17 protein-coding genes and 1 pseudogene are annotated in these 24,260 nt (G+C 52.2%); 8 read left to right on the forward strand and 10 right to left on the reverse strand.

The annotated features are described in order from the left end of the window. Positions 1-151 precede the first annotated feature (151 nt). Positions 152-1,003, forward strand: a complete 852-nt coding sequence (locus FEK66_RS00080) for an AraC family transcriptional regulator (protein ID WP_130206558.1) — start codon at positions 152-154, stop codon at positions 1,001-1,003. Here the strand turns inward: FEK66_RS00080 and FEK66_RS00085 are convergent. The 5 genes from FEK66_RS00085 to FEK66_RS00105 are packed head-to-tail and all read right to left on the reverse strand — an operon-like array spanning position 990 to position 5,941. After that, positions 990-1,331 (reverse strand): PTS fructose-like transporter subunit IIB, encoded by a 342-nt coding sequence (locus FEK66_RS00085; protein ID WP_130206560.1) that lies wholly within the window; start codon positions 1,329-1,331, stop codon positions 990-992. The genes FEK66_RS00080 and FEK66_RS00085 overlap by 14 nt on opposite strands. Position 1,332: 1 nt before the next feature. Then, positions 1,333-2,211, reverse strand: coding sequence for a [formate-C-acetyltransferase]-activating enzyme (locus FEK66_RS00090; protein ID WP_135495368.1), 879 nt, complete (start codon positions 2,209-2,211; stop codon positions 1,333-1,335). Further along, positions 2,177-4,474, reverse strand: a complete 2,298-nt coding sequence (locus FEK66_RS00095) for a formate C-acetyltransferase (RefSeq protein ID WP_135495369.1) — start codon at positions 4,472-4,474, stop codon at positions 2,177-2,179. The genes FEK66_RS00090 and FEK66_RS00095 overlap by 35 nt, the downstream gene beginning before the upstream one ends. A gap of 52 nt (positions 4,475-4,526) precedes the next feature. Then, the gene (locus tag FEK66_RS00100) at positions 4,527-4,847 is read right to left on the reverse strand and encodes a PTS fructose-like transporter subunit IIB (protein WP_130206566.1); all 321 of its coding nucleotides are present in this window, start codon (positions 4,845-4,847) and stop codon (positions 4,527-4,529) included. A gap of 14 nt (positions 4,848-4,861) precedes the next feature. Next, positions 4,862-5,941, reverse strand: coding sequence for a PTS fructose transporter subunit EIIC (locus FEK66_RS00105; RefSeq protein ID WP_130215303.1), 1,080 nt, complete (start codon positions 5,939-5,941; stop codon positions 4,862-4,864). Positions 5,942-6,250: 309 nt separating this feature from the next. Between FEK66_RS00105 and ptsP the strand changes: the two genes are divergently transcribed. The 4 genes and pseudogenes from ptsP (at position 6,251) to FEK66_RS00125 (ending at position 11,434) form a co-directional block, all read left to right on the forward strand. Then, positions 6,251-8,752, forward strand: coding sequence for a phosphoenolpyruvate--protein phosphotransferase (gene ptsP, locus FEK66_RS00110; protein ID WP_135408564.1), 2,502 nt, complete (start codon positions 6,251-6,253; stop codon positions 8,750-8,752). 11 nt (positions 8,753-8,763) lie between these two features. After that, positions 8,764-9,426, forward strand: coding sequence for a fructose-6-phosphate aldolase (fsa, locus tag FEK66_RS00115; RefSeq protein WP_135495370.1), 663 nt, complete (start codon positions 8,764-8,766; stop codon positions 9,424-9,426). 10 nt (positions 9,427-9,436) lie between these two features. Beyond that, on the forward strand, positions 9,437-10,540 hold the full coding sequence (gene gldA / locus FEK66_RS00120; RefSeq protein WP_130206574.1) for a bifunctional L-1,2-propanediol dehydrogenase/glycerol dehydrogenase: 1,104 nt from the start codon (positions 9,437-9,439) through the stop codon (positions 10,538-10,540). A 275-nt stretch (positions 10,541-10,815) separates the two neighbouring features. After that, positions 10,816-11,434 (forward strand): annotated as a pseudogene (locus FEK66_RS00125) (DUF1287 domain-containing protein). A gap of 26 nt (positions 11,435-11,460) precedes the next feature. On the opposite strand, the gene yijE reads toward FEK66_RS00125, so the two are convergent. The 3 genes from yijE to metF form a co-directional block, all read right to left on the reverse strand. Continuing rightward, on the reverse strand, positions 11,461-12,366 hold the full coding sequence (gene yijE / locus FEK66_RS00130) for a cystine transporter YijE (protein WP_130206576.1): 906 nt from the start codon (positions 12,364-12,366) through the stop codon (positions 11,461-11,463). A 93-nt stretch (positions 12,367-12,459) separates the two neighbouring features. After that, positions 12,460-14,640, reverse strand: coding sequence for a catalase/peroxidase HPI (gene katG / locus FEK66_RS00135; protein WP_130222342.1), 2,181 nt, complete (start codon positions 14,638-14,640; stop codon positions 12,460-12,462). A gap of 340 nt (positions 14,641-14,980) precedes the next feature. After that, a complete protein-coding gene (metF, locus tag FEK66_RS00140; RefSeq protein WP_130206580.1) occupies positions 14,981-15,871 on the reverse strand; it encodes a methylenetetrahydrofolate reductase in 891 nt (296 codons plus the stop codon). 498 nt (positions 15,872-16,369) lie between these two features. Here metF and FEK66_RS00145 point away from each other — a divergent pair, with 498 nt between their 5' ends. Continuing rightward, positions 16,370-17,869, forward strand: a complete 1,500-nt coding sequence (locus FEK66_RS00145) for a PTS transporter subunit EIIC (RefSeq protein ID WP_138211385.1) — start codon at positions 16,370-16,372, stop codon at positions 17,867-17,869. Between the two features lie 87 nt (positions 17,870-17,956). Then, complete coding sequence (malI, locus tag FEK66_RS00150) at positions 17,957-18,973, forward strand: Mal regulon transcriptional regulator MalI (RefSeq protein WP_135408555.1); 1,017 nt, start codon at positions 17,957-17,959, stop codon at positions 18,971-18,973. Between the two features lie 73 nt (positions 18,974-19,046). On the opposite strand, the gene FEK66_RS00155 is transcribed toward malI, so the two are convergent. Continuing rightward, complete coding sequence (locus FEK66_RS00155) at positions 19,047-20,600, reverse strand: bifunctional UDP-sugar hydrolase/5'-nucleotidase (protein WP_138211386.1); 1,554 nt, start codon at positions 20,598-20,600, stop codon at positions 19,047-19,049. A 132-nt stretch (positions 20,601-20,732) separates the two neighbouring features. On the opposite strand from FEK66_RS00155, the gene FEK66_RS00160 reads away from it, so the two are divergent. Beyond that, positions 20,733-21,863: a cytoplasmic protein gene (locus tag FEK66_RS00160; protein WP_135495371.1), complete on the forward strand. Its 1,131-nt coding sequence runs from the start codon at positions 20,733-20,735 to the stop codon at positions 21,861-21,863. On the opposite strand, the gene metL is transcribed toward FEK66_RS00160, so the two are convergent. After that, complete coding sequence (gene metL / locus FEK66_RS00165; protein WP_130206588.1) at positions 21,827-24,259, reverse strand: bifunctional aspartate kinase/homoserine dehydrogenase II; 2,433 nt, start codon at positions 24,257-24,259, stop codon at positions 21,827-21,829. The two genes, FEK66_RS00160 and metL, sit on opposite strands and share 37 nt — an antisense overlap. Between the last annotated feature and the right edge of the window lies 1 nt (position 24,260).

The raw sequence follows: 24,260 nt of genomic DNA on the forward strand, positions 1-24,260 counted from the left end.
CGGATAAGGCGTTCACGCCGCATCCGGCAATACAAGGCGACTGAAACTGCCACAATGTTTACATCGAACTCCCATCAGGCCACACTTTTCAGGTGGCCTTTTTTTATAATGCCAGTTACTGTTTTCCCGTCTACATACCTAAGGGAATAACATGTATCACGACGTCAGCTATCTGCTCTCCCGCCTGATAAACGGCCCGCTGTCGCTGCGCCAGATTTACTTTGCCAGCAGCAACGGTCCGGCGCCCGATCTTGCGTATCAGGTCGATTTTCCACGGCTGGAAATTGTGCTGGAAGGTGAGTTTGTTGATACCGGCGCTGGAGCAACGTTAGTTCCCGGCGATGTGCTGTACGTTCCCGCTGGCGGCTGGAATTTCCCACAATGGAAAACACCCGCGACCACCTTTAGCGTGCTGTTTGGCAAACAGCAACTCGGCTTCAGCGTCGTGCAATGGGATGGCAAACAGTATCAAAATCTGGCGAAGCAGCACGTCGCCCGACGCGGCCCGCGCATTGGTTCTTTTCTGCTACAAACGCTCAATGAAATGCAAATGCAGCCACAGGAGCAGCAAACGGCAAGGCTTATCGTCGCCAGCCTGCTTAGCCACTGCCGCGATTTGCTTGGCAGCCAAATCCAGACCGCCTCACGCAGCCAGGCTCTATTCGAAGCTATTCGTGATTATATCGACGAACGCTATGCCTCCGCGCTTACCCGCGAATCTGTCGCACAGGCATTCTATATTTCGCCAAATTACCTCTCGCATCTGTTTCAAAAAACGGGGGCCATTGGTTTTAACGAATACCTGAATCACACGCGACTGGAGCACGCTAAAACGTTATTGAAAGGGTATGACCTGAAGGTAAAAGAAGTGGCGCACGCCTGCGGCTTTGTCGACAGCAACTACTTCTGCCGTCTGTTTCGTAAAAATACCGAACGCTCGCCGTCGGAATATCGTCGGCAGTACCACAGCCAACTGACAGAAAAACCAACTACTCCAGAATAAGATGGGTTTGCTGCGGCGCAGAAAGCACTTTGCGCACCGCGCTCATCACCCGCTGCGGCTCACGCAGGAACGCGTAGATACTGCATTGCACGTAGCGACAATGTTCAAATCGCTCGGCACCGGAAAGCTCAATATCCGTAATCAACAGCGCGACATCCGCCCGGCGGATATCCTCGTCCGCTAAACGATTCTCCGTTCCCAGCGCGCCCTGGGTTTCAATGCTGACGCCCCACTTCTCTATCTGACACAACTTTTCCAGCCGTTCCGCCGCCATATAAGTATGCGCCACGCCGCTCACGCAGGCGGTTACTGCCACCAGGTATGCCATTTTAACCTCCCACGGTAACCTGAAATCCGGCCCGTTCTGCCATTTCGCGCATTGTTGCCACATCGACTGACGACGGCGCAGAAACCTCTTTCATCGACCATGTTTTCCCCAGCAGGCGGTATTTCGGCTCGCCGTACTGATGAAACGGCAACAGGTGGATCTGCCTGATATTCAGCGGGATCAGCACGTCCAGCGCCTGCTGCATATTCTCCCGGCTGAGTGTGAAGCCGGGGATCAGCGGCAAACGCGGGATCACGTTGACACCCTCACTCACCAGCAAACGCAGGTTCTCCAGTACGCGTGGCAGGTTCATCTTCACCACATCCCGCGCCTGAGTCGCGTCCATAATTTTTAAATCGAACAACACTTCATCGCACAATTTCGCCAGCGGTAACAACCTGCTGGCTGGCGCGTCTCCGGCAGTTTCGATGGCGCATGACACGCCCCACAGCCGCAGTCGTTGCAAAAAACGGGTAGCAAACTCCGCCTGCATCAACACTTCGCCACCAGAAAGCGTGACGCCGCCACCGGACGTGCGAAAGAAAATGTCATCTTTCATCACTTCCCGTTCCAGAGCGTCAAGGCTGATATCGCGACCAATCCGTTCAAACGCCCCGGAGGGGCATTCATCCGCATCGCGCAAACATTTCGCGCAGTGCAGACATTTCGCCTCTCTGCGCACCGTCTGGATTTTGCCGGAGATCGACTCCGGATTAGCACACCACGGGCAAAGATGCGGACAGCCTTTAAAAAAGACCACCGTGCGAATGCCCTCGCCGTCATTCAGCGAATAACGCTGAATGTTGAAAATGCGCGCCACATCATCGAGGCGCGTTTCCACAACGTTACAGCTGATGCGCTGTCCGGCGGATGATGTCATCCTGGATCTCCTTCGACAGTTCGACAAAGAAGGCGCTGTATCCGGCAACGCGTACCACCAGCCCCGCATAGTCCTGCGGGCGTAATTGGGCTTCACGTAACGTGTCGGCGTTCACCACGTTAAACTGAACATGCTGCAACTTCAGCTGGGTAAATGCCCGTAAGAAGTCGGCCAGTTTGCGTAATCCCGCGTCACCTTCCAGGGTAGCTGGAGTGAATTTCACGTTCAGCAACGTCCCGTTAGAAAGCAGCGTGTTATCGAGCTTACTGACGGACTTCAGTACCGCCGTTGGTCCTTGCCCATCCTGGCCCAGCATGGGTGACAAGCCGCCGTCTGCCAGTTGTTCTCCGGCAAAACGACCGTCTGGCGTCGAACCAACCACCGATCCCAACGGGACATGAGCAGAAACGGTATACGATCCCGGCGTGAAGTAACCACCACGCGGGTTCTGGTATTTTTCCACTTCTTTGCAGTAATGGCGCAACAGCTCGGCGCTGATGTTATCCACCTCGTCGATATCGTTACCGTATTTCTCGAAGCGATTAATTAAGCGAGCGCGGACTTTTTCGCCTTCTGCCGTTGCGAAGTTCGCTTTTAATACCGACAACAATTCGTCAAAACTTAAACGCTGTTGATCAAAAACCATCCCTTTCAACGCATGGAGAGAATCACTCAGGTTGGCGATACCGATCCCCTGTACACCGGAGAAGTTATAACGCGCGCCGCCATCGGTAATATCGCGACCTTTTTCCAGACAATCGCTGATAAAAGACGAGAGCAGCGGTACAGGTGCCCAGTCGCGATGGCCGATATCACAAATATTGCTGCCTTCAACCATCAGGGTGATGTAGTGGCTGATCTTGGCGCGGATCTGTTCCAGCAAACCGTCATAGCTCAGCGCGGCATTGCCTTCATTCTCATGCAGGCAGATTTCCATCACTTTCAGCAGGTTAAACATCGCGATGTCGTGCAGACCGTAGGTTCTGCCAGGAATAGATAATTCCACGCAGCCCACCACTGAATAATCGCGCGCATCTTCCAGCGAAACGCCACGGTTGAGGAATGCGGGCACCACCACTTCATCGTTGAAGATTTGCGGAATACCGGTGCCGAGGCGAATGGTTTCTGCGGTTTTCATCAGGAACGGCGTGTCGATCAAGGCGTTAGTGCGCACGCCCAGGTTCGGTTGCGGTAATTGCACGCTTTGATAGGCATCGAGGCAAAGGAACGAAAGTACGTTCACTGCGCTACGTCCGTTCTCGGTTAACCCACCGAGCAGTGCGGTATACCCGGTTGGGAAACCTGCGAAATAACGCGCGCTGCTGGTAGAACGTAACAGTACGATGTCGTTGCATTTCACCCATAAAGATTCGAGCAGTTCTTTCAGGAACGCCGGATCTTCCCCCTGAGTTAATGATGCCTGATAGAACGGCAACATATACTGGTCGAAGCGCCCCAGCGACAGCGAACTAGCGTTGGATTCGTATTGCAGGATGATGTTCATGTACCAGAACAACTGGCACGCCTGCCAGAACGTCTGCGGCTTATGTTCGGCATTATGGCGGGAGACCTCCGCAATAGTCAGCAGTTCTTCGCGACGCTGGGCATCTGTGCAGTTTGCCGCCATCGTTTCCGCCAGTTCGGCGTAACGCAAAATGTGTTTCTGCGAGGCTTCCAGCAGTAACAGCGCTGCCTGATAAAAGTGATTCTCAGGCTGTTGCTGGCAATGTTGCTGCATCTGCGCCACCAGCTCACCCAGCCCGTGATTCAGCAGGCGCGGGTAATCAATAATAATGTGTCCCTGGCCTTTATCCGTCTGGTTGATGCTAAAAATCTGCGTGCTGGTCGCGGTTTTTACTTCATCCGTCATCTGCCCGTTGATGAAATCTTTCATCGAACGTTTTTCCCAGTACGGGAACAACTCTTCGCGGTAGATACGTTTATCTTCTTCGCTAATGGCGAAGCGGTCTTGCGGGCGCGTCGGGAACTGATCCAACTCTTTCAGCAACCAGTAAGGGTCCATTTCCGGCGACATAATCCCGGCGCGCGGTTTTACGGTGCGGTTACCGGCAATCAGTTCTTCATCACGAATCGAAATTTCAACATGTTCAAGGATATACGCTGTTGCTCTCGCCCGACGCAATATCACCGGCTCGCCTTCAGTTTGCCGATGACTGGCAGTGTAAAGCAGCGCACGCTCCAGCGAGATTTCACGGGTATTGGAAAACAATGCAGTTTTAAGGCGAGAGATACGATTCGTCATGAGGAACTCCTGTAGGGAAAAACAAGCCCGCCGTTTCAGGCGGGCTAAAAACTCAAGCAGTCTGTGCCAGATGGGCTTCGATTTTGTTCATGATGGCGTCAGCACGTTTTACCGCATCGCTGATGTTGACGCGCACGATGGTCTTGCCAGCAAAACGCTCTTCAAACTTGATGCCGATATCTTTGGTCAGAATCACCATATCGGCGCTCGCCACGTCTTCCGCAGTCAGTTCGTTTTCCAGACCAATCGACCCCTGGGTTTCTACTTTCACTTCCCAGCCTTTCGCTTTCGCGGCACTTTCCAGCGCCTCTGCCGCCATATAGGTATGGGCAACACCTGAAGGACATGCGGTTACTGCAATAATTTTCGTCATGGCTCGTTCCTCAATTAATTAATTTCAAAATCCAGATCCAGGTCGTCTTCCTTCTCATCAGTCGAAGACCCATTTTTACGCGCCAGACTTTTCAGCACGTTAACGCAGATAGCCGTTGCTACAGCCCCAACAGCCACTGCCGCGATGTAACCCAACTTGCCTTCAACCACCGGCAGCACAATCAGACCACCCCAGCCTGCATAGCACTGCGCACCTACCATTGCTGCGGTCACCGTGCCACAGACAGTCCCTACCATAATGGAAGGAATGACACGCAACGGATCGGCGGCAGCGAAAGGAATCGCCCCTTCGGTGACGCCAACACAGCCCATTACCAGCGCCGCTTTACCGGTTTCGCGCTCTTCTGCGGAGAAATTTTTACGACCAATCAGCGTTGCCAGCCCCATGCCCAGCGGCGGAACACAGATCCCCACGGCAGCAATTGCCACCACGGTATAAACACCCTGAGCGACGCAAATCAGCATAAACGCATAGGCCACTTTGTTAACCGGGCCGCCCATATCGAACGCCAGCATCAGCCCCATAATCACCGCCAGCATCACAACGCTGCCTTGCTGCATACCCTGAAGCCACTGAGTCAGGCTGTTAGTCAACGCGCCTACCGGCTCGCCCAGCCCCCACATCATGACGCCAGCGGTAATTAAGGTACCGACGATCGGAATAATGAAGATAGGCATCACCGAGCGCAGAACTTTATGCACCGGGATTTTCTTCAGGTAATGCACCACAATGCCGCCGATAATCCCGGCGATCAGCGCACCAAAGAAGCCCGCACCAAAGCTGTTACCAACCCAGGCACCGATAGCACACGGGGCCAGCGCAGAACGTTCTGCAATGGAATAACCGATGTAAGCGGCGAGGAAAGGCACCATCAGCGTCAAACCTGCAACGCCGATATCAAACAGTTTTTTCAGATTCGGATCGGCTACGGCATCCGGCACTGCGCCTTTGCCATACAACATGACGGAAACCGCCAGCAAAATACCGCCCGATACCACGAAGGGAATCATGTGTGAAACGCCCGTCATTAAGTGCTGACGAGTGTTTTTCAGGATCTGTACCAACTCATTCATAAGTCGCTCCCAGGCTTACCCAAGCCTATGTCCATATTTTTTGATGGGAGAAACAATAGGCAATCGCAAGCAGGTCAAACAGTGGATAAAAAGGCCATTTACTGGACTTTTGTAATGTCAGTACAAAAATGCGATCCGCCTCATAACTTGCGTTAACTCGGAATCATGCCGGAATGGCGCGTCTTGTGAGACGCGTCGCAAATTGGCGGTTACATTACATTTGTCCAGCTTTTGGCAGATTTGTCACATGGCAGGTCGTTGCCATGCGCTCTTATCCTGTAAACAGAAAACCGTACCGGGAGAGAGGCAATGGCCCTGATTGTGGAATTTATTTGTGAGCTGCCTAACGGCGTACATGCGCGTCCGGCAAGCCACGTTGAAACGCTGTGTAATACTTTTTCATCTCAAATTGAGTGGCATAACCTGCGTACTGACCGTAAAGGCAACGCCAAAAGCGCCCTGGCGCTGATTGGCACCGATACACTGGTGGGCGATAACTGCCAGTTACTGATTTCCGGGGCTGACGAACAAGCAGCACACCAGCGTTTGAGCCAGTGGCTACGTGATGAATTCCCCCACTGCGATGCGCCGCTGGCAGAAGTTAAATCTGACGAGCTGGAGCCGCTGCCGGTTTCACTCACTAATTTGAATCCGCGCATTATTCGCGCCCGCACCGTATGTAGCGGTAGCGCAGGCGGCACGCTGACGCCAATTTCATCGTTAGATCTCAACGCACTGGGTAATCTTCCCGCCGCCAAAGGTGTGGACGCTGAGCAATCCGCGCTGGAAAACGGCCTGACGCTGGTGATGAAAAACATTGAGTTTCGTCTGCTGGATAGCGACGGTGCCACCAGCGCGATTCTGGAAGCGCACCGCTCGCTGGCTGGCGACACTTCCCTGCGCGAACATTTACTGGCAGGCGTCAGCGAGGGATTAAGCTGCGCCGAAGCAATTGTCGCCAGTGCGAATCACTTTTGCGAAGAGTTCGCCCGTTCCAGCAGTAGCTACCTGCAAGAGCGTGCGCTGGATGTGCGCGACGTGTGCTTCCAGTTACTCCAGCAAATCTACGGTGAACAACGCTTTCCGGCGCCAGGTAAACTGACACATCCCGCTATTTGTATGGCGGATGAACTGACCCCCAGCCAGTTCCTCGAACTGGATAAAAATCACCTCAAAGGATTGTTGCTCAAAAGCGGCGGCACCACCTCACACACGGTAATTCTTGCTCGTTCGTTCAACATTCCGACGCTGGTTGGTGTGGATATCGATGCCCTTACCCCGTGGCAGCAACAAACGATTTATATCGACGGCAACGCCGGGGCAATTGTGGTTGAGCCAGGGGAAGCCGTAGCCCGTTATTATCAGCAAGAAGCCCGCGTACAGGACGCTCTGCGTGAGCAACAGCGTGTCTGGCTGACCCAGCAAGCGCGTACCGCTGACGGTATCCGTATCGAAGTCGCGGCGAACATCGCCCACTCCGTGGAAGCGCAGGCCGCATTTGGCAATGGCGCGGAAGGCGTTGGTTTGTTCCGCACTGAAATGCTCTATATGGATCGCACCAGTGCACCGGGCGAAAGCGAGCTGTACAACATTTTTTGTCAGGCGCTGGAGTCCGCCAACGGGCGCAGCATTATTGTGCGCACTATGGATATTGGCGGTGACAAACCCGTTGATTATCTGAACATTCCGGCAGAAGCTAACCCGTTCCTCGGTTATCGCGCGGTGCGTATTTATGAAGAATACGCCTCGCTGTTCACCACACAACTACGCTCGATCCTGCGCGCCTCTGCTCACGGCAGCCTGAAAATCATGATCCCGATGATCTCCTCAATGGAAGAGATCTTATGGGTGAAAGAAAAACTGGCAGAAGCCAAACAGCAGCTACGTAACGAACACATTCCGTTTGATGAGAAGATTCAGCTCGGCATTATGCTGGAAGTGCCGTCGGTGATGTTCATCATCGATCAATGCTGCGAAGAGATTGATTTCTTTAGTATCGGCAGTAACGACCTGACGCAGTATCTGCTGGCGGTGGATCGCGATAACGCTAAGGTTACTCGTCACTACAACAGCCTGAATCCGGCATTCTTGCGGGCGCTCGATTACGCCGTGCAGGCGGTGCATCGCCAGGGGAAATGGATTGGTCTGTGCGGAGAACTGGGGGCGAAAGGTTCCGTGCTGCCGTTGCTGATTGGTTTAGGTCTGGATGAACTGAGCATGAGCGCACCGTCAATTCCGGCAGCGAAAGCGCGAATGGCACAGCTTGATAGCCGCGAATGCCGCCAGTTGCTCAACCAGGCAATGGCCTGCCGAACTTCGCTGGAAGTGGAACACCTGCTGGCGCAATTCCGTATGACGCAACAGGACGCACCGCTGGTCACCGCTGAGTGCATCACGCTGGAAAGTGACTGGCGCAGCAAAGAAGAAGTGCTCAAAGGCATGACCGATAACCTGCTGCTGGCGGGCCGCTGCCGCTATCCGCGTAAACTGGAAGCCGACTTGTGGGCACGCGAGGCCGTTTTCTCTACCGGTCTGGGCTTTAGTTTCGCCATTCCACACAGCAAATCAGAACACATTGAGCAATCCACCATCAGCGTAGCGCGTCTGCAAGCGCCGGTGCGCTGGGGCGATGATGAAGCGCAATTCATCATTATGTTAACGCTGAACAAACACGCCGCGGGCGATCAGCATATGCGCATTTTCTCGCGTCTCGCTCGTCGCATCATGCACGAAGAATTCCGTAACGCGCTGGTTAACGCCGCCTCTGCCGACGCTATCGCCAGCCTGCTGCAACATGAACTGGAACTGTAAAAGGAAACATCATGGAACTGTATCTGGACACCGCTAACGTCGCAGAAGTCGAACGTCTGGCACGCATATTCCCGATTGCCGGGGTGACAACTAACCCGAGCATTATCGCTGCCAGCAAGGAGTCCATCTGGGAAGTGCTGCCGCGTCTGCAAAAAGCGATTGGTGATGAAGGCATTCTGTTTGCTCAGACCATGAGCCGCGACGCGCAGGGGATGGTGGAGGAAGCGAAGCGCCTGCGCGACGTTATTCCGGGCATTGTGGTGAAAATTCCGGTAACCTCAGAAGGTCTGGCAGCAATTAAATTGTTGAAAAAAGAGGGTATTACTACACTTGGCACCGCAGTGTACAGCGCCGCGCAAGGATTGCTGGCCGCGCTGGCAGGGGCAAAATACGTTGCTCCCTATGTAAATCGCGTGGACGCTCAGGGCGGAGACGGCATTCGTACCGTCCAGGAGCTGCAAGCGTTACTGGAAATGCACGCGCCAGAAAGCATGGTGCTGGCTGCCAGCTTTAAAACACCACGTCAGGCGCTGGATTGTTTGTTGGCAGGATGTGAATCCATCACACTGCCCTTAGATGTAGCGCAACAAATGCTCAACCCCCCTGCGGTAGAGTCGGCTATAGAGAAGTTCGAGCACGACTGGAATGCCGCATTTGGCACTACTCATCTCTAAAGGAGCAATTATGGACCGCATTATTCAATCACCGGGTAAATACATCCAGGGCGCTGATGTCATTAATCGCCTGGGCGAATACCTGAAGCCGCTGGCAGAACGTTGGTTGGTTGTTGGCGATAAATTTGTATTAGGTTTTGCTCAGGCAACCGTCGAGCAAAGCTTTAAAGATGCCGGGCTGGTTGTTGAAATCGCCCCCTTTGGCGGTGAATGTTCGCAAAATGAGATCGATCGTCTGCGCGGCATTGCCGAAACGGCACAGTGTGGCGCGATTCTCGGTATTGGCGGCGGTAAAACCCTTGATACCGCCAAAGCACTGGCGCATTTCATGGGTGTTCCGGTAGCAATCGCACCGACCATCGCTTCTACCGACGCGCCGTGCAGTGCGTTGTCTGTTATTTACACCGATGATGGTGAATTTGACCGCTATCTGCTGCTGCCAAATAACCCGAATATGGTCATTGTCGATACTAAAATCGTCGCGGGCGCACCTGCGCGTCTGTTAGCAGCGGGTATTGGTGATGCGCTGGCGACCTGGTTTGAAGCGCGTGCATGCTCTCGTAGCGGCGCGACCACCATGGCGGGCGGTAAGTGTACTCAGGCGGCGCTGGCGCTGGCTGAACTGTGCTACAACACCCTGCTGGAAGAAGGCGAAAAAGCGATGCTTGCCGCCGAACAGCATGTAGTGACTCCGGCGCTGGAGCGCGTGATTGAAGCGAACACCTATTTGAGCGGCGTTGGTTTTGAAAGCGGTGGTCTGGCGGCGGCACACGCGGTGCATAACGGCCTGACCGCTATCCCAGATGCGCATCACTATTATCACGGTGAAAAAGTGGCATTCGGTACGCTGACGCAGCTGGTTCTGGAAAACGCGCCGGTTGAGGAAATCGAAACCGTAGCCGCACTTAGCCATGCGGTAGGTTTGCCAATAACTCTCGCTCAACTGGATATTAAAGAAGATGTCCCGGCGAAAATGCGAATTGTGGCAGAAGCGGCATGTGCAGAAGGTGAAACCATTCACAACATGCCTGGCGGCGCGACGCCAGATCAGGTTTACGCCGCACTGCTGGTAGCCGACCAGTACGGTCAGCGTTTCCTGCAAGAGTGGGAATAACCTATGTCAAACTCCCGGCTTATCCGGGAGTTTGAACACAAAATAGCCTGATGCGCTACGCTTATGTGGCCTACCTAATCTCTGCAATATATTGAATTTGCGTGTTTTTGTAGGCCAAATAAGGCGTTCACGCTGCATCCGGCACTCTGTGCCAGTAATCTGAAACTCCCACGTTGATTGGGAGTTTTTTTATCCGCTTCTGGACATTTTCTCCACAGAACAATCGTTAGCCCGGAAGGTCGAATCTGTGACTCTTATTTTCACGGATGAAACAGATGAAAGCTTCACTGGCGCTGGTCAGCCTGCTAACGGCATTTACCAGCCCCCCCCTTAAAATCTCCCGCCGTTCCACCAGCCGTGGTACAAATCCAGGCCAACACCAATCTTGCCATCGCGGACGGTGCCAGACAGCAAATTGGCAGCACGCTATTTTACGATCCGGCGTATGTGCAGCTTACCTATCCTGGCGGTGATGTCCCGCAAGAACGCGGCGTATGTTCCGATGTGGTGATCCGCGCCTTGCGCAGCCAGAAGGTCGATTTGCAGAAACTGGTTCACGAAGATATGGCGAAGAATTTTGCCGATTATCCGCAAAAGTGGAAGTTAAAGCGCCCTGACAGCAACATCGATCACCGTCGGGTGCCTAATCTGGAAACCTGGTTTACCCGCCACGATAAAACACGCCCCACCAGCAAAAACGCTGGTGACTATCAAGCGGGCGATATTGTCTCCTGGCGACTGGACAACGGGCTGGCACATATTGGGGTAGTTTCAGATGGCTTCGCCCGCGACGGTACGCCGCTGGTGATACATAACATTGGCGCGGGCGCGCAGGAAGAAGATGTGCTGTTTAGCTGGCGGATTGTGGGGCACTATCGCTATTTTGTTAAATAAGAGCTCGCCCCACATGAAGAAAAAATTCAGATCCTTTTTACACTGACGGCTTCTTTTTTCTTACGGCTCACCAGCGCCAATGCCAGCACAATCAGCACAATACCGCTACCTTCAACCGCACCAGGATTCTCACCGAGCAGCCACCAGGAAAAGAGTACGCCGCAAACGGGAACGGCCAGTGTGCTTAAACTGGCAATACTGGCAGGCAAGTTTTTCAATACAAACAACCATAAGCTCCACGCCAGCGCCGTCGCCAGAATTGCACTGTAGGCCAGCGCCCAGAACACGGTGGGCTGCCAGTCAATTTCACGTTGCGGCACCAGCCAGGCGACCACGCTCATCACCAGCGCCGCATACAGCATCTGCCAGGATGTTAACGACAATAGATCCACGCGCGGATGACGGGCGTAAAGGCGTTTAGCGACAATGGCGCTCGCCCCCCAACTGACGCCGGAGAGGATCGCCAGCATGGCGCTTTTCATCGAAGAGAAATCGAGTTGCCACGGCTGCAACACCAAAAATAAACCGAAAGCGGCAATCAGAATCGCGAAATATTGCCCACGTCGCAGGCGTTCACCGAGAAACAACGCGGCGAAAATCACCACCCAGAACGGCATGGTATAGCTCAGGATCGCCACTTTCCCCGCTCCACCGCTGACCAGCGCCCACTGCGCCAAGCCAACCATCCCGCAGGTTTGTAACAGGGCAATGGCTAAGGTGTATTTAAACGGCGTCGGGCGCATTCCGCGACCACGTAACAAAAGAACGATGAATAAAACGAGAGCGCCGAAAATGCAGCGTAAGGCGGTGAAGTCGAAGGCACCGATGTAGCTGGTGACTTGCTTCATGAAAATCCAGCTATAACTCCAGATAAGTGTGAGCGCAACCAGGCCACTGATTGCCAGTGGGTTGCTCTTTCCTGCGGCAGACATGAGAGATCCAGTGTGTAGTTTTCCTGTGGACACTATACGCCGGTAAAGAAACTTCAGCGACTGCCTGAAAGGCAGTCGCTGAAGAAGGTCAGATTACAGCAGGTCGAAACGGTCGAGGTTCATCACTTTCACCCATGCTGCCACGAAGTCTTTAACAAATTTCTCGTGGGCATCGCTGCTGGCGTAAACTTCTGCCAGTGCACGCAGAACGGAGTTAGAACCAAATACCAGGTCCGCACGGCTGGCGGTGTATTTCACTTCACCCGTTTCACGATCACGGCCTTCGAACAGCTCTTTCGATTCGTCGGTCGCTTTCCACTCGTAGCGCATATCCAGCAAGTTCACAAAGAAGTCATTGCTCAATACGCCCACACGGTCAGTGAAGACACCGTTTTTGCTGCCATCGAAGTTGGCGCCCAGCACACGCATCCCGCCCACCAGCACAGTCATTTCTGGTGCAGTCAGCGTCAGTTGCTGCGCTTTATCGATCAGCAGTGATTCAGTGGTAGCCTCGCCCGACGCAGCGCGATAGTTACGGAAACCATCAGCAACAGGTTTGAGCAGCTCGAACATCTCGATATCCGTCTGATCCTGACGTGCATCTACGCGACCTGGTGTGAACGGAACACTGATGCTGATACCCGCAGCACTCGCCGCTTTTTCGACACCAACAACACCGGCGAGAACAATAATGTCAGCGAGTGAAGCCGTGTGTGAGGATTTATAGATCCCCTCCAGCACCGGCAATGCGCGTGCTGCTGCGGCATTAACCTCCCAGTCGCGCTGCGGAGCTAATGCCAGACGCGCACCGTTGGCACCGCCACGTTTATCCCCACCGCGGAAGGTGGAGGCAGAAGCCCAGGCAACAGAAACCAGCTCGCTCACAGAGAGACCAGACTCAGCAATCGCCGTCTTCAGGTTAAGGATATCTTCCTCGCTCGGGTTGAAGAACGCATGTGGCAGCGGATCTTGCCAGATCAGATCTTCTTTCGGCACTTCCGGTCCGATGTAACGAGATTTCGGCCCCATATCCCTGTGCGTCAGTTTGAACCACGCACGGGCAAAGGCTTCGTTGAACGCTTGCGGATCGTCAAGGAAGCGACGTGAAATCTTCTCAAACTCTGGATCAAAACGCAGCGTCAGGTCAGTGACCAGCATCGTCGGCTTACGTTTCTTCGACGGATCGAACGGATCTGGGATAATTTCCGGTGCATCTACAGCTTCAAACTGGATGGCGCCTGCCGGGCTACGAGTCTGTACCCACTCATACTTGAACAGGTTTTCGAAGAAATAGTTGCTCCACTGGGTCGGCGTCTGGGTCCAGACCACTTCCAGACCTGACGTAATGGCATCAGCACCGACACCGGAACCAAAATCACTTTTCCAGCCTAAGCCCTGGTTTTCGATCGGGGCCGCTTCTGGATCAGGACCTACGTGCGTTGCCGGGCCTGCGCCGTGAGTTTTACCTAACGTATGACCACCCGCGATCAGCGCAACGGTTTCTTCGTCGTTCATCCCCATATTGCCAAATGTCGCGCGAATAGCTGCAGCCGCAGAAAGTGGTTCGCCACTGGCATTTGGTCCTTCCGGGTTAACGTAAATCAGCCCCATTTCGGTTGCTGCTAATGGGCGTTTTGCCAGTTCTTCCGGGTTACGGTGGGCAAGCCAGGTTTTTTCATCACCCCAGTTAACATCCAGATCCGGTTCCCAGACGTCTTCACGACCGGCACCAAAACCGAAGGTACGGAAACCGGAGTTTTCCAGCGCCACGTTACCCGCGAGGATAAACAGGTCGGCCCAGGAGATTTTCTGACCATATTTTTGTTTGATTGGCCACAACAGACGACGCGCTTTATCCAGGCTGACGTTATCCGGCCAGGAGTTGAGCGGTGCAAAACGTTGCTGACCACGACCCGCGCCGCCGCGACCATCGATTGAACGGTAAGTCCCCGCGCCGTGCCAGGCCATACGAATAAACAGACCAGCGTAGCTGCCCCAGTCTGCTGGCCACCACGGTTGAGACTCTGTCAGCAGATCTTTCAGATCTTTTTTCAGGCCGTAGTAATCTAGCTTGCTAAATTCTTTGCGGTAGTCGAAGTCCTCACCCAGTGGGTTAGAACGGTTAGAATGTTGGTTTAACAGGTCAACACGGAGTTGTTTTGGCCACCAGTCATGAGTGGTTGTTCCCGCACCGGCGCTCTGGTCATGACCGCCATGATGGAACGGGCATTTTCCGGCTGCTGTTGTGTTATGGATATCGTCTGACGTGCTCATCAATATACTCCCTCTACAGTGTTACCCTTACGATACACAGCGTTAGAGAGAAGTTATAATTGAATTAATCCACGGATGCGATAGTTGGGATCTTACATATCATTAGTTAAAGAGATGTAGATCAAATTGATCTTAAATAAGCCTTTTTGATTATGTCCGATTACGGACAAATACCTTATAAAAAAGGGTTTTATCCCTGTTTTCTCTCTGTTCTTTTAAGGAATGAAGGAGAAAAAGCGAGTCAATAGTTTTACTTGTCTGCCCCCTCGCTTCGAGGAGGCATTTTGTGCTTTGTTTTAATTTTGTGATCACCGTGTGATTTTTACAGAAACCAAAGCACTTATAAACCAGGTCGGACACCCAATGTGTGGCAAATCGCGTAACTCATTTCAGCGCGGTTAAGCGTATAGAAGTGGAAATCTTTCACTCCTTCACGGCTTAAAATCTTCACCATATCCATCGCAATATTCGCGCCCACCAGCTTGCGGGTTTCGGCGTCGTCATCCAGACCATCAAACATTTGCGCCATCCACGCCGGAATGCGTACGTTGGTCATGTCAGCAAATTTCTTCGCCTGTTTAAAGTTAGAGACGGGCAAAATGCCAGGAATAATTTCCACATCGATACCCGCCGAAACGCAGCGATCACGAAAACGCAGGTAGCTTTCGACATCAAAGAAGAATTGGGTAATTGCGCGATTGGCGCCGGCGTCCACTTTGCGTTTCAGGTTAAGCAAATCCGCCTGGGCGCTTTTCGCTTCCGGATGCACCTCCGGATACGCCGCCACGGAGATATCGAAATCCGCGACGTCTTTTAACAGCGTCACCAGGTCAGAGGCATACATTTCCGGCTTACCGCTTCCCGGCGGCAGGTCGCCACGCAGCGCCACGATATGGCGAATACCGTTATTCCAGTAGTCGCGGGCGATGGTCCGCAGCTCGTCAGGCGTCGCATCAATGCAGGTGAGATGCGGTGCAGCCTCCAGACCAGTACGGTCTTTAATGCCTTTAATGATGCTGTGCGTACGGTCGCGCTCGCCGGAGTTTGCGCCATAGGTCACTGAAACAAATTTCGGTTTCAGGCTGCTAAGACGATCGATGGAGTTCCACAGGGTCTGCTCCATTTCACTGGTACGCGGCGGGAAAAATTCGAACGAAACATTAATCTGCCCCTGGACTTCGGCCAGGCTCTGATTCAGGGCATCCCGCTGGCTGGCGTGAAAAAAGCTCATACCTTACCTCATCAATCGCTTGTAGTTATATGTTGTGTTGTGAACATCTATCCATTTAGACGTCCAGATGTAAAGATGAAGGAAAAGCCGAGGGGCGTCAACCGAAAAATGCCCCATGATGGTGAGGAATAATCAGTGAAGATGAATTTTCTTCATTTGAATGTGAGGGTAAATGGGTTCTCTCACATTATCGCGCGCGAAGTAATGAATAAACGGATAAGCCATCGGCTTCAAATTTATTTAAATAAGAGTTAATTAATATGCTCGTCTGTGTTAGCTAGACACTTATTTAAATAAAACAAATAGATACCATAATTTGCATTCAATACTGCATGTTTATTATTTGAACTACTTCAAACTATTAACAATTTCTCCAAAATTATGTTGCAGAGCAATTATGCATCCCCCACGATAAGTAGAACGTTCTACTAGAACGTTCTACTTATACAAAAAAAGACTAATTCGCGCAGATTTATGCGCTATTCGGGGGAAATCAGCATGAATCTGATGTCGAGTTTCGTGAAGTCACTTTCTAAATTGTCGATGATTGGTCGCGCCCTAATGCTGCCAATTTCGCTTCTGCCTGCCGCTGGGCTGTTACTGGCGTTCGGAGATAAATTCCATTTGCCGTTGATGATGAATGCAGGCGGCATTATTTTTGATAACTTGCCGATGCTTTTTGCTATCGGTTCCGCCGTAGGGCTGGCTTCTGAATCAGGAATTGCGGCGTTATCCGCAGCCGTTTCCGTTTTTGTCACCAATATCACCATCAGCACCGTACTTAGCATCACGCCAGAAATGGCCGGGCAAGGCGGCAAATACGCGATGGTGGTGGGTATCCCTACATTGCAAATGGGCGTTTTTGGCGGCCTGATATGCGGGATCCTGGCGGCGTGGTGTTACAACCGTTTTCATACCATGCAATTGCCAGAATTCCTTGGTTTTTTCTCCGGGAAACGCTTTGTCGCTATCGCGACGGCTTTTCTCTCCTTCATTCTTGGCCTGTTACTGCCCTATGTCTGGCAACACATTCAGTCAGGAATCGATGCATTATCGGTTATCGTTAATGGTAACAACCAGGCAGCATCGACCTTTATTTTTGGTGTAACTGAACGAGCGCTCATTCCGCTTGGCTTGCACCACATCTGGTATCCGTCGTTTTGGTATTCTTTTGGGGATTACACTACCCATGCCGGGCAAATGATTCACGGCGATCAGACGATTTGGTTCAAGATGTTGGAAGAAGGGGTGAAATCATTTAGCAGCGACAGTTATCATGACGCCGGTAAATTTATGCAAGGCGAATTCCCCCTGATGCTGTTTGCCCTGCCTGCGGCGTGCCTGGCGATGTACCATGAAGCGCACACAAAGAATAAGAAAATTGCCGCCGGTATTCTGTTCTCTGCCGCATTAACCTGTTTTCTGACCGGTATTACAGAACCCGTTGAATTTACATTTATCTTTGTCGCCCCTGTGCTGTATATCTTCAATGCCATAATGGCGGGCCTTTCCTATATGGCGATGTATCTGCTGCATGCACATATTGCCAAATCCTTCTCTGCGGGGCTGATTGACTATATTTCGTTTGGCATCCTGCCATCCTTTAACGGCTATAAAACCAACTTCCTGAGCGCCATTATCGTCGGCGTGCCAATGGCGGTGATCTACTACTTCACCTTCCGCTTTGTTATTCGTCGTTTTGATGTGAAAACGCCTGGTCGTACTGAAACTACGGTTAGCGCTAATGATAAAACCGATGACGAGCTGGCAACAGAAATCATCACGCTGCTTGGCGGTCAGCAAAACATTAAATCGGTAGGCTCCTGCATCACGCGTTTACGTCTGGAAGTCTCTGATAAAGAAGCGGTGGATCAGGATGGTCTAAATAATATTGGCGCCCGTGGCGTGGTTTTTGTTGGCGATAACGGCATTCAGGTCATTTTTGGCGCGCGAGCGCAATTTATCGCGCAAACCATGTCGACGATGATCGGTAAATAGCCTTAAGATTACTCGATGTCAGAGGTTCTGGTCCCTGACCAGAACCTTCTTGCTATTTAAAGAATCAACGTTGTTCAGGGAGTGAGTTTGAAGAAAGTCAGCATAATTGATGTTGCCAAAAGAGCCGGAGTTTCCGTCTCTACCGTGTCGCTAGTGCTGCGCCAGAAAGGGAAAATCTCAGAGGCGACCATCGGGAAAGTTCATGCTGCTATTGACGAACTGGGCTACGTGCATAATGTTGCCGCCGCCAATTTACGTTCCCACACGTCAAATATTATCGGACTGATTTTACGTGATTTTAGCGATAGCTTTTCCATCAAAGTGATGGCCAGTATTGTTCAGGAACTGGAAGCCAGGGGCTATATGGTATTCCTTGGGCAACCACAGAACGAACATGAACATCTTGAACGTTGTTTACTTTCCTTCAAGCAACAAGGTGTTGCCGGAGTGATTTATCTGGCTTCCGATGCGCATCGTGAAACCCTCCCCACGCTAATCCGCCAGTGTTCGCTTCCCCTTGTTGTCGCGTCACAAACGCCTATCAAAGATGAGTGCAACCTGGTGTTGCGTGACAACCAGCAGGCAGCAAGTCTTGCCACACGTTATTTAATTGAGCGCGGCCATCGTTACATTGCCTATCTCGGTGGCAGAGAAAGTGATCTTATCCGTCAGCAGCGACTGGTTGGTTTTCGCCAGACCCTGGCAAAATTTGGCATTGCTTGTCGTGACGAGTTCACGCCAGCCTGTGACGGTGACACCTGGGCTGCCAGCATGGCAACGCGCCAGTTGCTGGAAAATAACAACGCCATTACCGCCCTGCTCTGCCATTCGCCCGAGGCCATGATTGGCAGCATCAACGGCATACATCAGGTGGGGCGTACCGTCGGGAAAGACGTCTTTCTGACCCAGCAGGTAGCGCTAATTGGTTTTGAAGATATGCTGCATATCAACCTGACCTCTCCTGTTTTCACCTATGTATCTTCCGCCAGTGAAGAAACCGGACGCCAGGCAGCGACCCTGATGATTCGCAAATTAAAAGACCCGGATTTGCAAACCCAAAGAATTGCGCTTTCCGGGCAACTGGTGGTGCGGGAATCGGCGTAATACACATGCCGAATGAGATGTACGTCGATATCGTCATCCGGCAATAAGGTGTAAACCAACTCAATGCGTATGTTTACTTGATATCTTTCACACGCATACCGTTGAGCTGTTCATCCGTGATGGTGTTACCCGCTTTGAAGTAATCAACCACGGCGTGATAAACGTAATAACCGCCCGTTGTGTTGCGCGCTTTCCCTTCGGTAAAGGCGCTAAAACCATCTCCACCATCAGCAAGGAAACTCTGAGTAGCAATAGGGTAAACCGTCGCATCTTCAATCGGTTTGCCATTCACAGTCAGTGAGATAACCCGCTGACCAACCGGCTTACTGCTGTCGTACTTCATTTCCAGGCCTTTCGATACCTGCAAAACGCCATTACTCAAACTTGCGCCGTGTTCCATCAAACTGCGTAACTGTTTACCCGTGAGTTCCATCGTCACCAGTTCGTTGGGGAACGGGAACGTACTGATGACGCCGCCCATCGTAATCGCCCCCGAAGGGATCTCATTGCGGATACCGCCAGAGTTGGTTAAGGCTATTTGGGTGTTTTTACCTGCCGCTGCCAGTAAAGCGTCAGCCGCCAGGTTCCCGAGGGAAGCCGATTCACCATAGGCACGTTTTAATTCAACCGGCGATTGCGCCACCGTTTGTTGCACCACTTCATCAAGTTTTTTATTCCAGCCGTCGATCACCTGTTTCGTTTGTGGATCGGGCTTCCACTCGTCGGCGTAAATGGTTTTAAGCTCGAAGTTTTTCACCGTAAAATCATGCGGCTTCTCTTTATAGTCCAGTACCAGTTTGCCCACATCAATCCCGCCGCTGTCAGTAGAGAGGATGAGCGTATTGCCGACTTTAATCGGTTCCGGCGTACCCACATGTGCATGTCCGGTGATCAAAATATCCAGTCCTTTCACCTGACTTGCCGTCTGAATATCTTTATCCAACGCGCGACGCACATCTGTGCCTCCCATACTGGACTGGCGGGCCGGAACACCTTCGTGGATCAGGGCGACGGTCAAATCAACCTTGCCTTTGAGTTCATCGATATAACGTTGTAGCCATTTAATTTCATCGCGCGCCTCAATACCCACTCGCGTGGCAGCGGATACCGTGTCATTAAAGGCAAATACTCCGTGCAAACCTATAACGCCTATTTTCACACCGTCTTTTTCGATGATGGTATAGGGCTTATCCCAGAATGATTTACTGCTGTTCTGATAAAAAACATTGCCCTGCACAATCGGGAATTTTGCCTGACTCAACTGTAATAATGTGTTGTCCCAGCCGTGGTCAAATTCATGGTTGCCTATTGTGGCGACATCAAACGGCATGGTATTCATAATATCGATAATAGCTTTGCCTTTGGTCAGGCTGCTAATATAGGGCCCGGTAAAATAGTCACCTGCATCAAAAAACCATGTCGCTTTATTTTTTGCTTTTTCTTGTTTAACCAGCGTAGTGATATTTGCCCAGCCGCCAATATCTCGTTTACCGTCAGCGATCCATGGCACTTTATAAGGCTCTACATGTGCATGGAGATCATTGGTATAAATGATAGTGACATCTTTGGCGCAAGCCCAGAACGGCAGTGTTAATGCAATACCCGCAGCAAGCATTTTAATTTTCATAAATAGTCCCTTTCAGTGATTTAAAGGATTGCTACATTACGTTCTGAAAGAGTTATTTATGTGAGAGTAATCACATCCACAAGGGAGCGTTGCCGGACAAAATCAACGACCTTGTGAAATCGTTGGTGATATATGTCGACTCTGTTTACGATTAATGCCTGCAAGTCGTTTGGTTGCCGTAATTTAGGACGGTCAACATCGACAGATTACAGCTGGCCTGACTATCGACTGGGTTATGCAGCATTGCACTGCCGGGCATGTGGAAGCTATCCACCGTTGTTTGACGAACAACAATTTCGTGACTGGTTGACAGTTCACTTATCTACATGGGCCTCGGAGAAGGGGCATTTCTGCCCGGTATGTTATGGCACAGAGACAATTTGTTATGGTCACAATCCACAGGGTTCGCAACGCATTCAATGCCGTAACTGCAAAAAAGTCTGGACACCTAAACAATATCAGAAAGAAATAACGCCTCCCGAAATAATCGAAACGGTTGCTCTTCTGGTGCCATTTCAGGGGGGTAGCAGTGGACAGAAACTGTATGTTTTAATGAGTTTTGATGCTCTGCGCGGTAATATTCTTCATCTTTCTACTAATTACACGCAGCATCAGGCTGGAGAAAGTCTGCATTATCGATACAGAGGAAATGCAGAACCAGAGTTACACAACAATAATATTGTACAACGCGTTGATATGCGCGAAGCACAATTTCTACGCCGCAGTCAGTTTGATGAAATTCAGTATGGCAGTGCAGCGCTCAAGCGCAATGCTAAAGGCGCTATTCTGCGTCCGGTTATCACAGCGCACGGGCATTTCAGGGTACTGAATATTCTATTCCCGACAGTTAAAACACAGGTTATTTCACACGAGTGTTTTTTAAGAGGCGCCATTATTACGGTTTGGGCTGATCTGTTTCGCCAACAGCAAGGTGAAATTTGGTTTATTGAAGAGGAAATAACTGACTGTACCGATAATACGTCCTGGAGTTTTCAGGGAACAACTTATCACGGCTGGTGGAAAAATCAGTGGCAACTCTGGGTTCAGGGAAAAAATCGTAAAATGGTATGTGCATTAACGGGCGGAAATAACAGCAAAGCTGAAATGCTCTCATTAGCAACCAGCAGACATTTTATCGACTGGCTACATAAACAGGCAGAATTTACTCACAGCGCCCCGCTTTCCGCAGGGCGCGTAACGAAAATACTGCTTTCTCTGGCTCAGGATTACAACAACTGCGCCAGTCGGTTGATATCCGACTGAATCGCCCCGGCGGTGACGTCGCGCCCTGCGCCAGGCCCACGGATCACCAGCGGATTATCGCGATACCAGCGGCTTTCGATGGCAAAGACGTTATCGCACGGCAGCAATGATGCCAGCGGATGGTCTTCACGTACCGCTTCCACGCCTACACGCGCTTTGCCGTTGGCATCGAAACGCGCTACGTAGCGCAGCACCAGCCCCATTTCACGGGCAGCTTCCAGCCGTTGCACCATCTGCTCGTTAAGTTCATCGCCATTTTCAAAGAAGTGGTCGATGCTGCCGCCTTCGCAATGGGCAGGCACCAGCGACTCCACGCGTACCTGATCCGGTTCGATGTTGTAACCTGCTTCACGCGCCAGAATCACCAGCTTGCGCATCACGTCTTTGCCAGAGAGATCGTCACGCGGGTCAGGTTCGGTTAAGCCCTGCTGCCAGGCCTGATCCACCAGCTCGGTAAACGGCACGCTACCATCGAATTGCAGGAACAGCCAGGAGAGCGTGCCGGAGAAGATCCCACTGATCGACAAAATAGTATCGCCGCTGTCGATCAGATCGCGCACGGTATGGTTGATCGGCAAGCCCGCACCGACGGTGGCATTGTACAGCCAGTGACGCCCGGTTTTTTCGAAGGCGTCGTGGATCTGGCGATATTTATTGCTGTCGCTGGCTCCCGCCAGTTTGTTGGCACTGATGACGTGGAAACCGTGGCTGGCGAAATCGAGATATTGATCAGCAAGCTGCTGGCTGGCAGTAACATCCAGCACCACTAAATCATCATACGGATGGGCGCGCATCCACAGGAACAGCGACTCTTCATCCTGCTCGACCGCTTCATCGTTGAAGAAGGCTAACGCGCGGCTGGCGTCCAGCCCGTCGTAGCTCAACAGGCTGCGACGGCTGTCCACCACGCCTGCCAGCACAAATTCAAAGCCGGTGCGTGCCGAGAGCGTACTCTGCTCGCGGGCGAACAGTTCCAGCCAGCGGGAGCCGATATTGCCCTTGCCGAACAGCACCAGGCCGATGCGTTTTTCTGCACGGAAGACGGACTGATGCAGCCCCTGAATCAGGCTTTCGGTTGGTCCGGTGCGCAGTACTGCCACCAGGCTGATGCCGTCATCCGACTGCCAGGTAAACTCGACCGGCTGGCCTTTCAATTGCTGCCAAAAGCGGTGGCAATGCAGCGGGTTACGGGTGACGCCCGCCCCAACCATCGCCACCAGTGCCAGCCCCTGACGCAGGCGCAGTTCGCCGGGTAATCCCGCTTCGTCGAGGATTTTCAGCGCACTGTCAGCGACTTCTGCGGTGTAGCAAAATTGCAGCAACTGGCGATCGTTATGCACGCCAACTGCCAGTGGACGCACCTGAGCACGTTTCAGGATTTGGTCGATCTCTTTATGCGCCAGTTTGAAATCCTGGCTGGTGGGCACCTGAAACTCAATCAAGCAGACATCATCATGGCTGGTGACAATACGCGCACCAGTACCGGAGGCCAGCACACGTTCAATACGCGTGGAACCTTGGTCTGGCGTGTAACTACAGCGCAGCTGCAGGTCGATTTCGCTACCGGATACTGGCTGTAAAGTACGGGCGTGAAGAACGGGAGCCGCCAGACGCGCCAGTTCGCTGGCTTCATCCAGACGCAGCAACGGCAGCAGACAGGCATCTTTCACTTTACGCGGGTCGGCGCTGTATACCCCGGCGACGTCGCTCCAGATGGTTACGCGAGAAACGCCCGCCAGCGCACCGATTTGTGTCGCGGAATAGTCGGAACCGTTACGCCCCAGCAGCACCGTTTCACCAGCGTTGTTACGGCTGATAAACCCAGTCACCACCAGACGTTTGCCCGGATGTTGTACCAGTAGCTGTTGCAGCAACGGATAAGAAAGCCCTTCATCAACCTGCGGTTGTGCGGCGCGTTCGGCGCGTAAAAACTCGCGGGCATCAAGCCATGCCGCTGGCAGCCCTTGTTGATTAAGCACCGCAGACATTAAGCGTGCTGACCACACTTCCCCGTGGCCCACCACTTCTGCATACACCGCGTCGTTAATACCGCTGTCGAGCAGCGCCGCCAGACGCTCCAGATCGCTGACAAAGGCGCTAATGAGGCTATCGGCTTGTTCGGCGGGTAACAAGCCGCTAATCAGATCGCACTGATAACGACGCAACGTTTGTTGAACCTGATGCGCAGAGAGACGATCGGTCTGGCTTAGTTTCAACCAGTTAATCAACTGGTTAGTGGTGCTACCGGCGGCGGAAACCACCATCATATCGTCGGGCTGGGAGTACTCAGCCATAATGCCCGCGACACGCAAATAACACTTCACATCAGCCAGACTACTGCCACCAAATTTATGCAGTTGACGACCTTTCGCCCCTGCCTGCGCAATCACACTCATT

This window comes from Escherichia sp. E1130, assembly GCF_005781065.1.
GTDB lineage: Bacteria > Pseudomonadota > Gammaproteobacteria > Enterobacterales > Enterobacteriaceae > Escherichia.

Coding starts and splice junctions, on each gene's coding strand:
- metF (WP_130206580.1), bottom strand. CDS start 15,871: ATGAGCTTTTTTCACGCCAGCCAGCGGGATGCCCTGAATCAGAGCCTG.
- FEK66_RS00080 (WP_130206558.1), top strand. CDS start 152: ATGTATCACGACGTCAGCTATCTGCTCTCCCGCCTGATAAACGGCCCG.
- FEK66_RS00105 (WP_130215303.1), bottom strand. CDS start 5,941: ATGAATGAGTTGGTACAGATCCTGAAAAACACTCGTCAGCACTTAATG.
- FEK66_RS00095 (WP_135495369.1), bottom strand. CDS start 4,474: ATGACGAATCGTATCTCTCGCCTTAAAACTGCATTGTTTTCCAATACC.
- yijE (WP_130206576.1), bottom strand. CDS start 12,366: ATGTCTGCCGCAGGAAAGAGCAACCCACTGGCAATCAGTGGCCTGGTT.
- gldA (WP_130206574.1), top strand. CDS start 9,437: ATGGACCGCATTATTCAATCACCGGGTAAATACATCCAGGGCGCTGAT.
- FEK66_RS00085 (WP_130206560.1), bottom strand. CDS start 1,331: ATGGCATACCTGGTGGCAGTAACCGCCTGCGTGAGCGGCGTGGCGCAT.
- FEK66_RS00160 (WP_135495371.1), top strand. CDS start 20,733: ATGTCGACTCTGTTTACGATTAATGCCTGCAAGTCGTTTGGTTGCCGT.
- FEK66_RS00090 (WP_135495368.1), bottom strand. CDS start 2,211: ATGACATCATCCGCCGGACAGCGCATCAGCTGTAACGTTGTGGAAACG.
- FEK66_RS00155 (WP_138211386.1), bottom strand. CDS start 20,600: ATGAAAATTAAAATGCTTGCTGCGGGTATTGCATTAACACTGCCGTTC.
- fsa (WP_135495370.1), top strand. CDS start 8,764: ATGGAACTGTATCTGGACACCGCTAACGTCGCAGAAGTCGAACGTCTG.
- FEK66_RS00100 (WP_130206566.1), bottom strand. CDS start 4,847: ATGACGAAAATTATTGCAGTAACCGCATGTCCTTCAGGTGTTGCCCAT.
- metL (WP_130206588.1), bottom strand. CDS start 24,259: ATGAGTGTGATTGCGCAGGCAGGGGCGAAAGGTCGTCAACTGCATAAA.
- ptsP (WP_135408564.1), top strand. CDS start 6,251: ATGGCCCTGATTGTGGAATTTATTTGTGAGCTGCCTAACGGCGTACAT.
- katG (WP_130222342.1), bottom strand. CDS start 14,640: ATGAGCACGTCAGACGATATCCATAACACAACAGCAGCCGGAAAATGC.
- FEK66_RS00145 (WP_138211385.1), top strand. CDS start 16,370: ATGAATCTGATGTCGAGTTTCGTGAAGTCACTTTCTAAATTGTCGATG.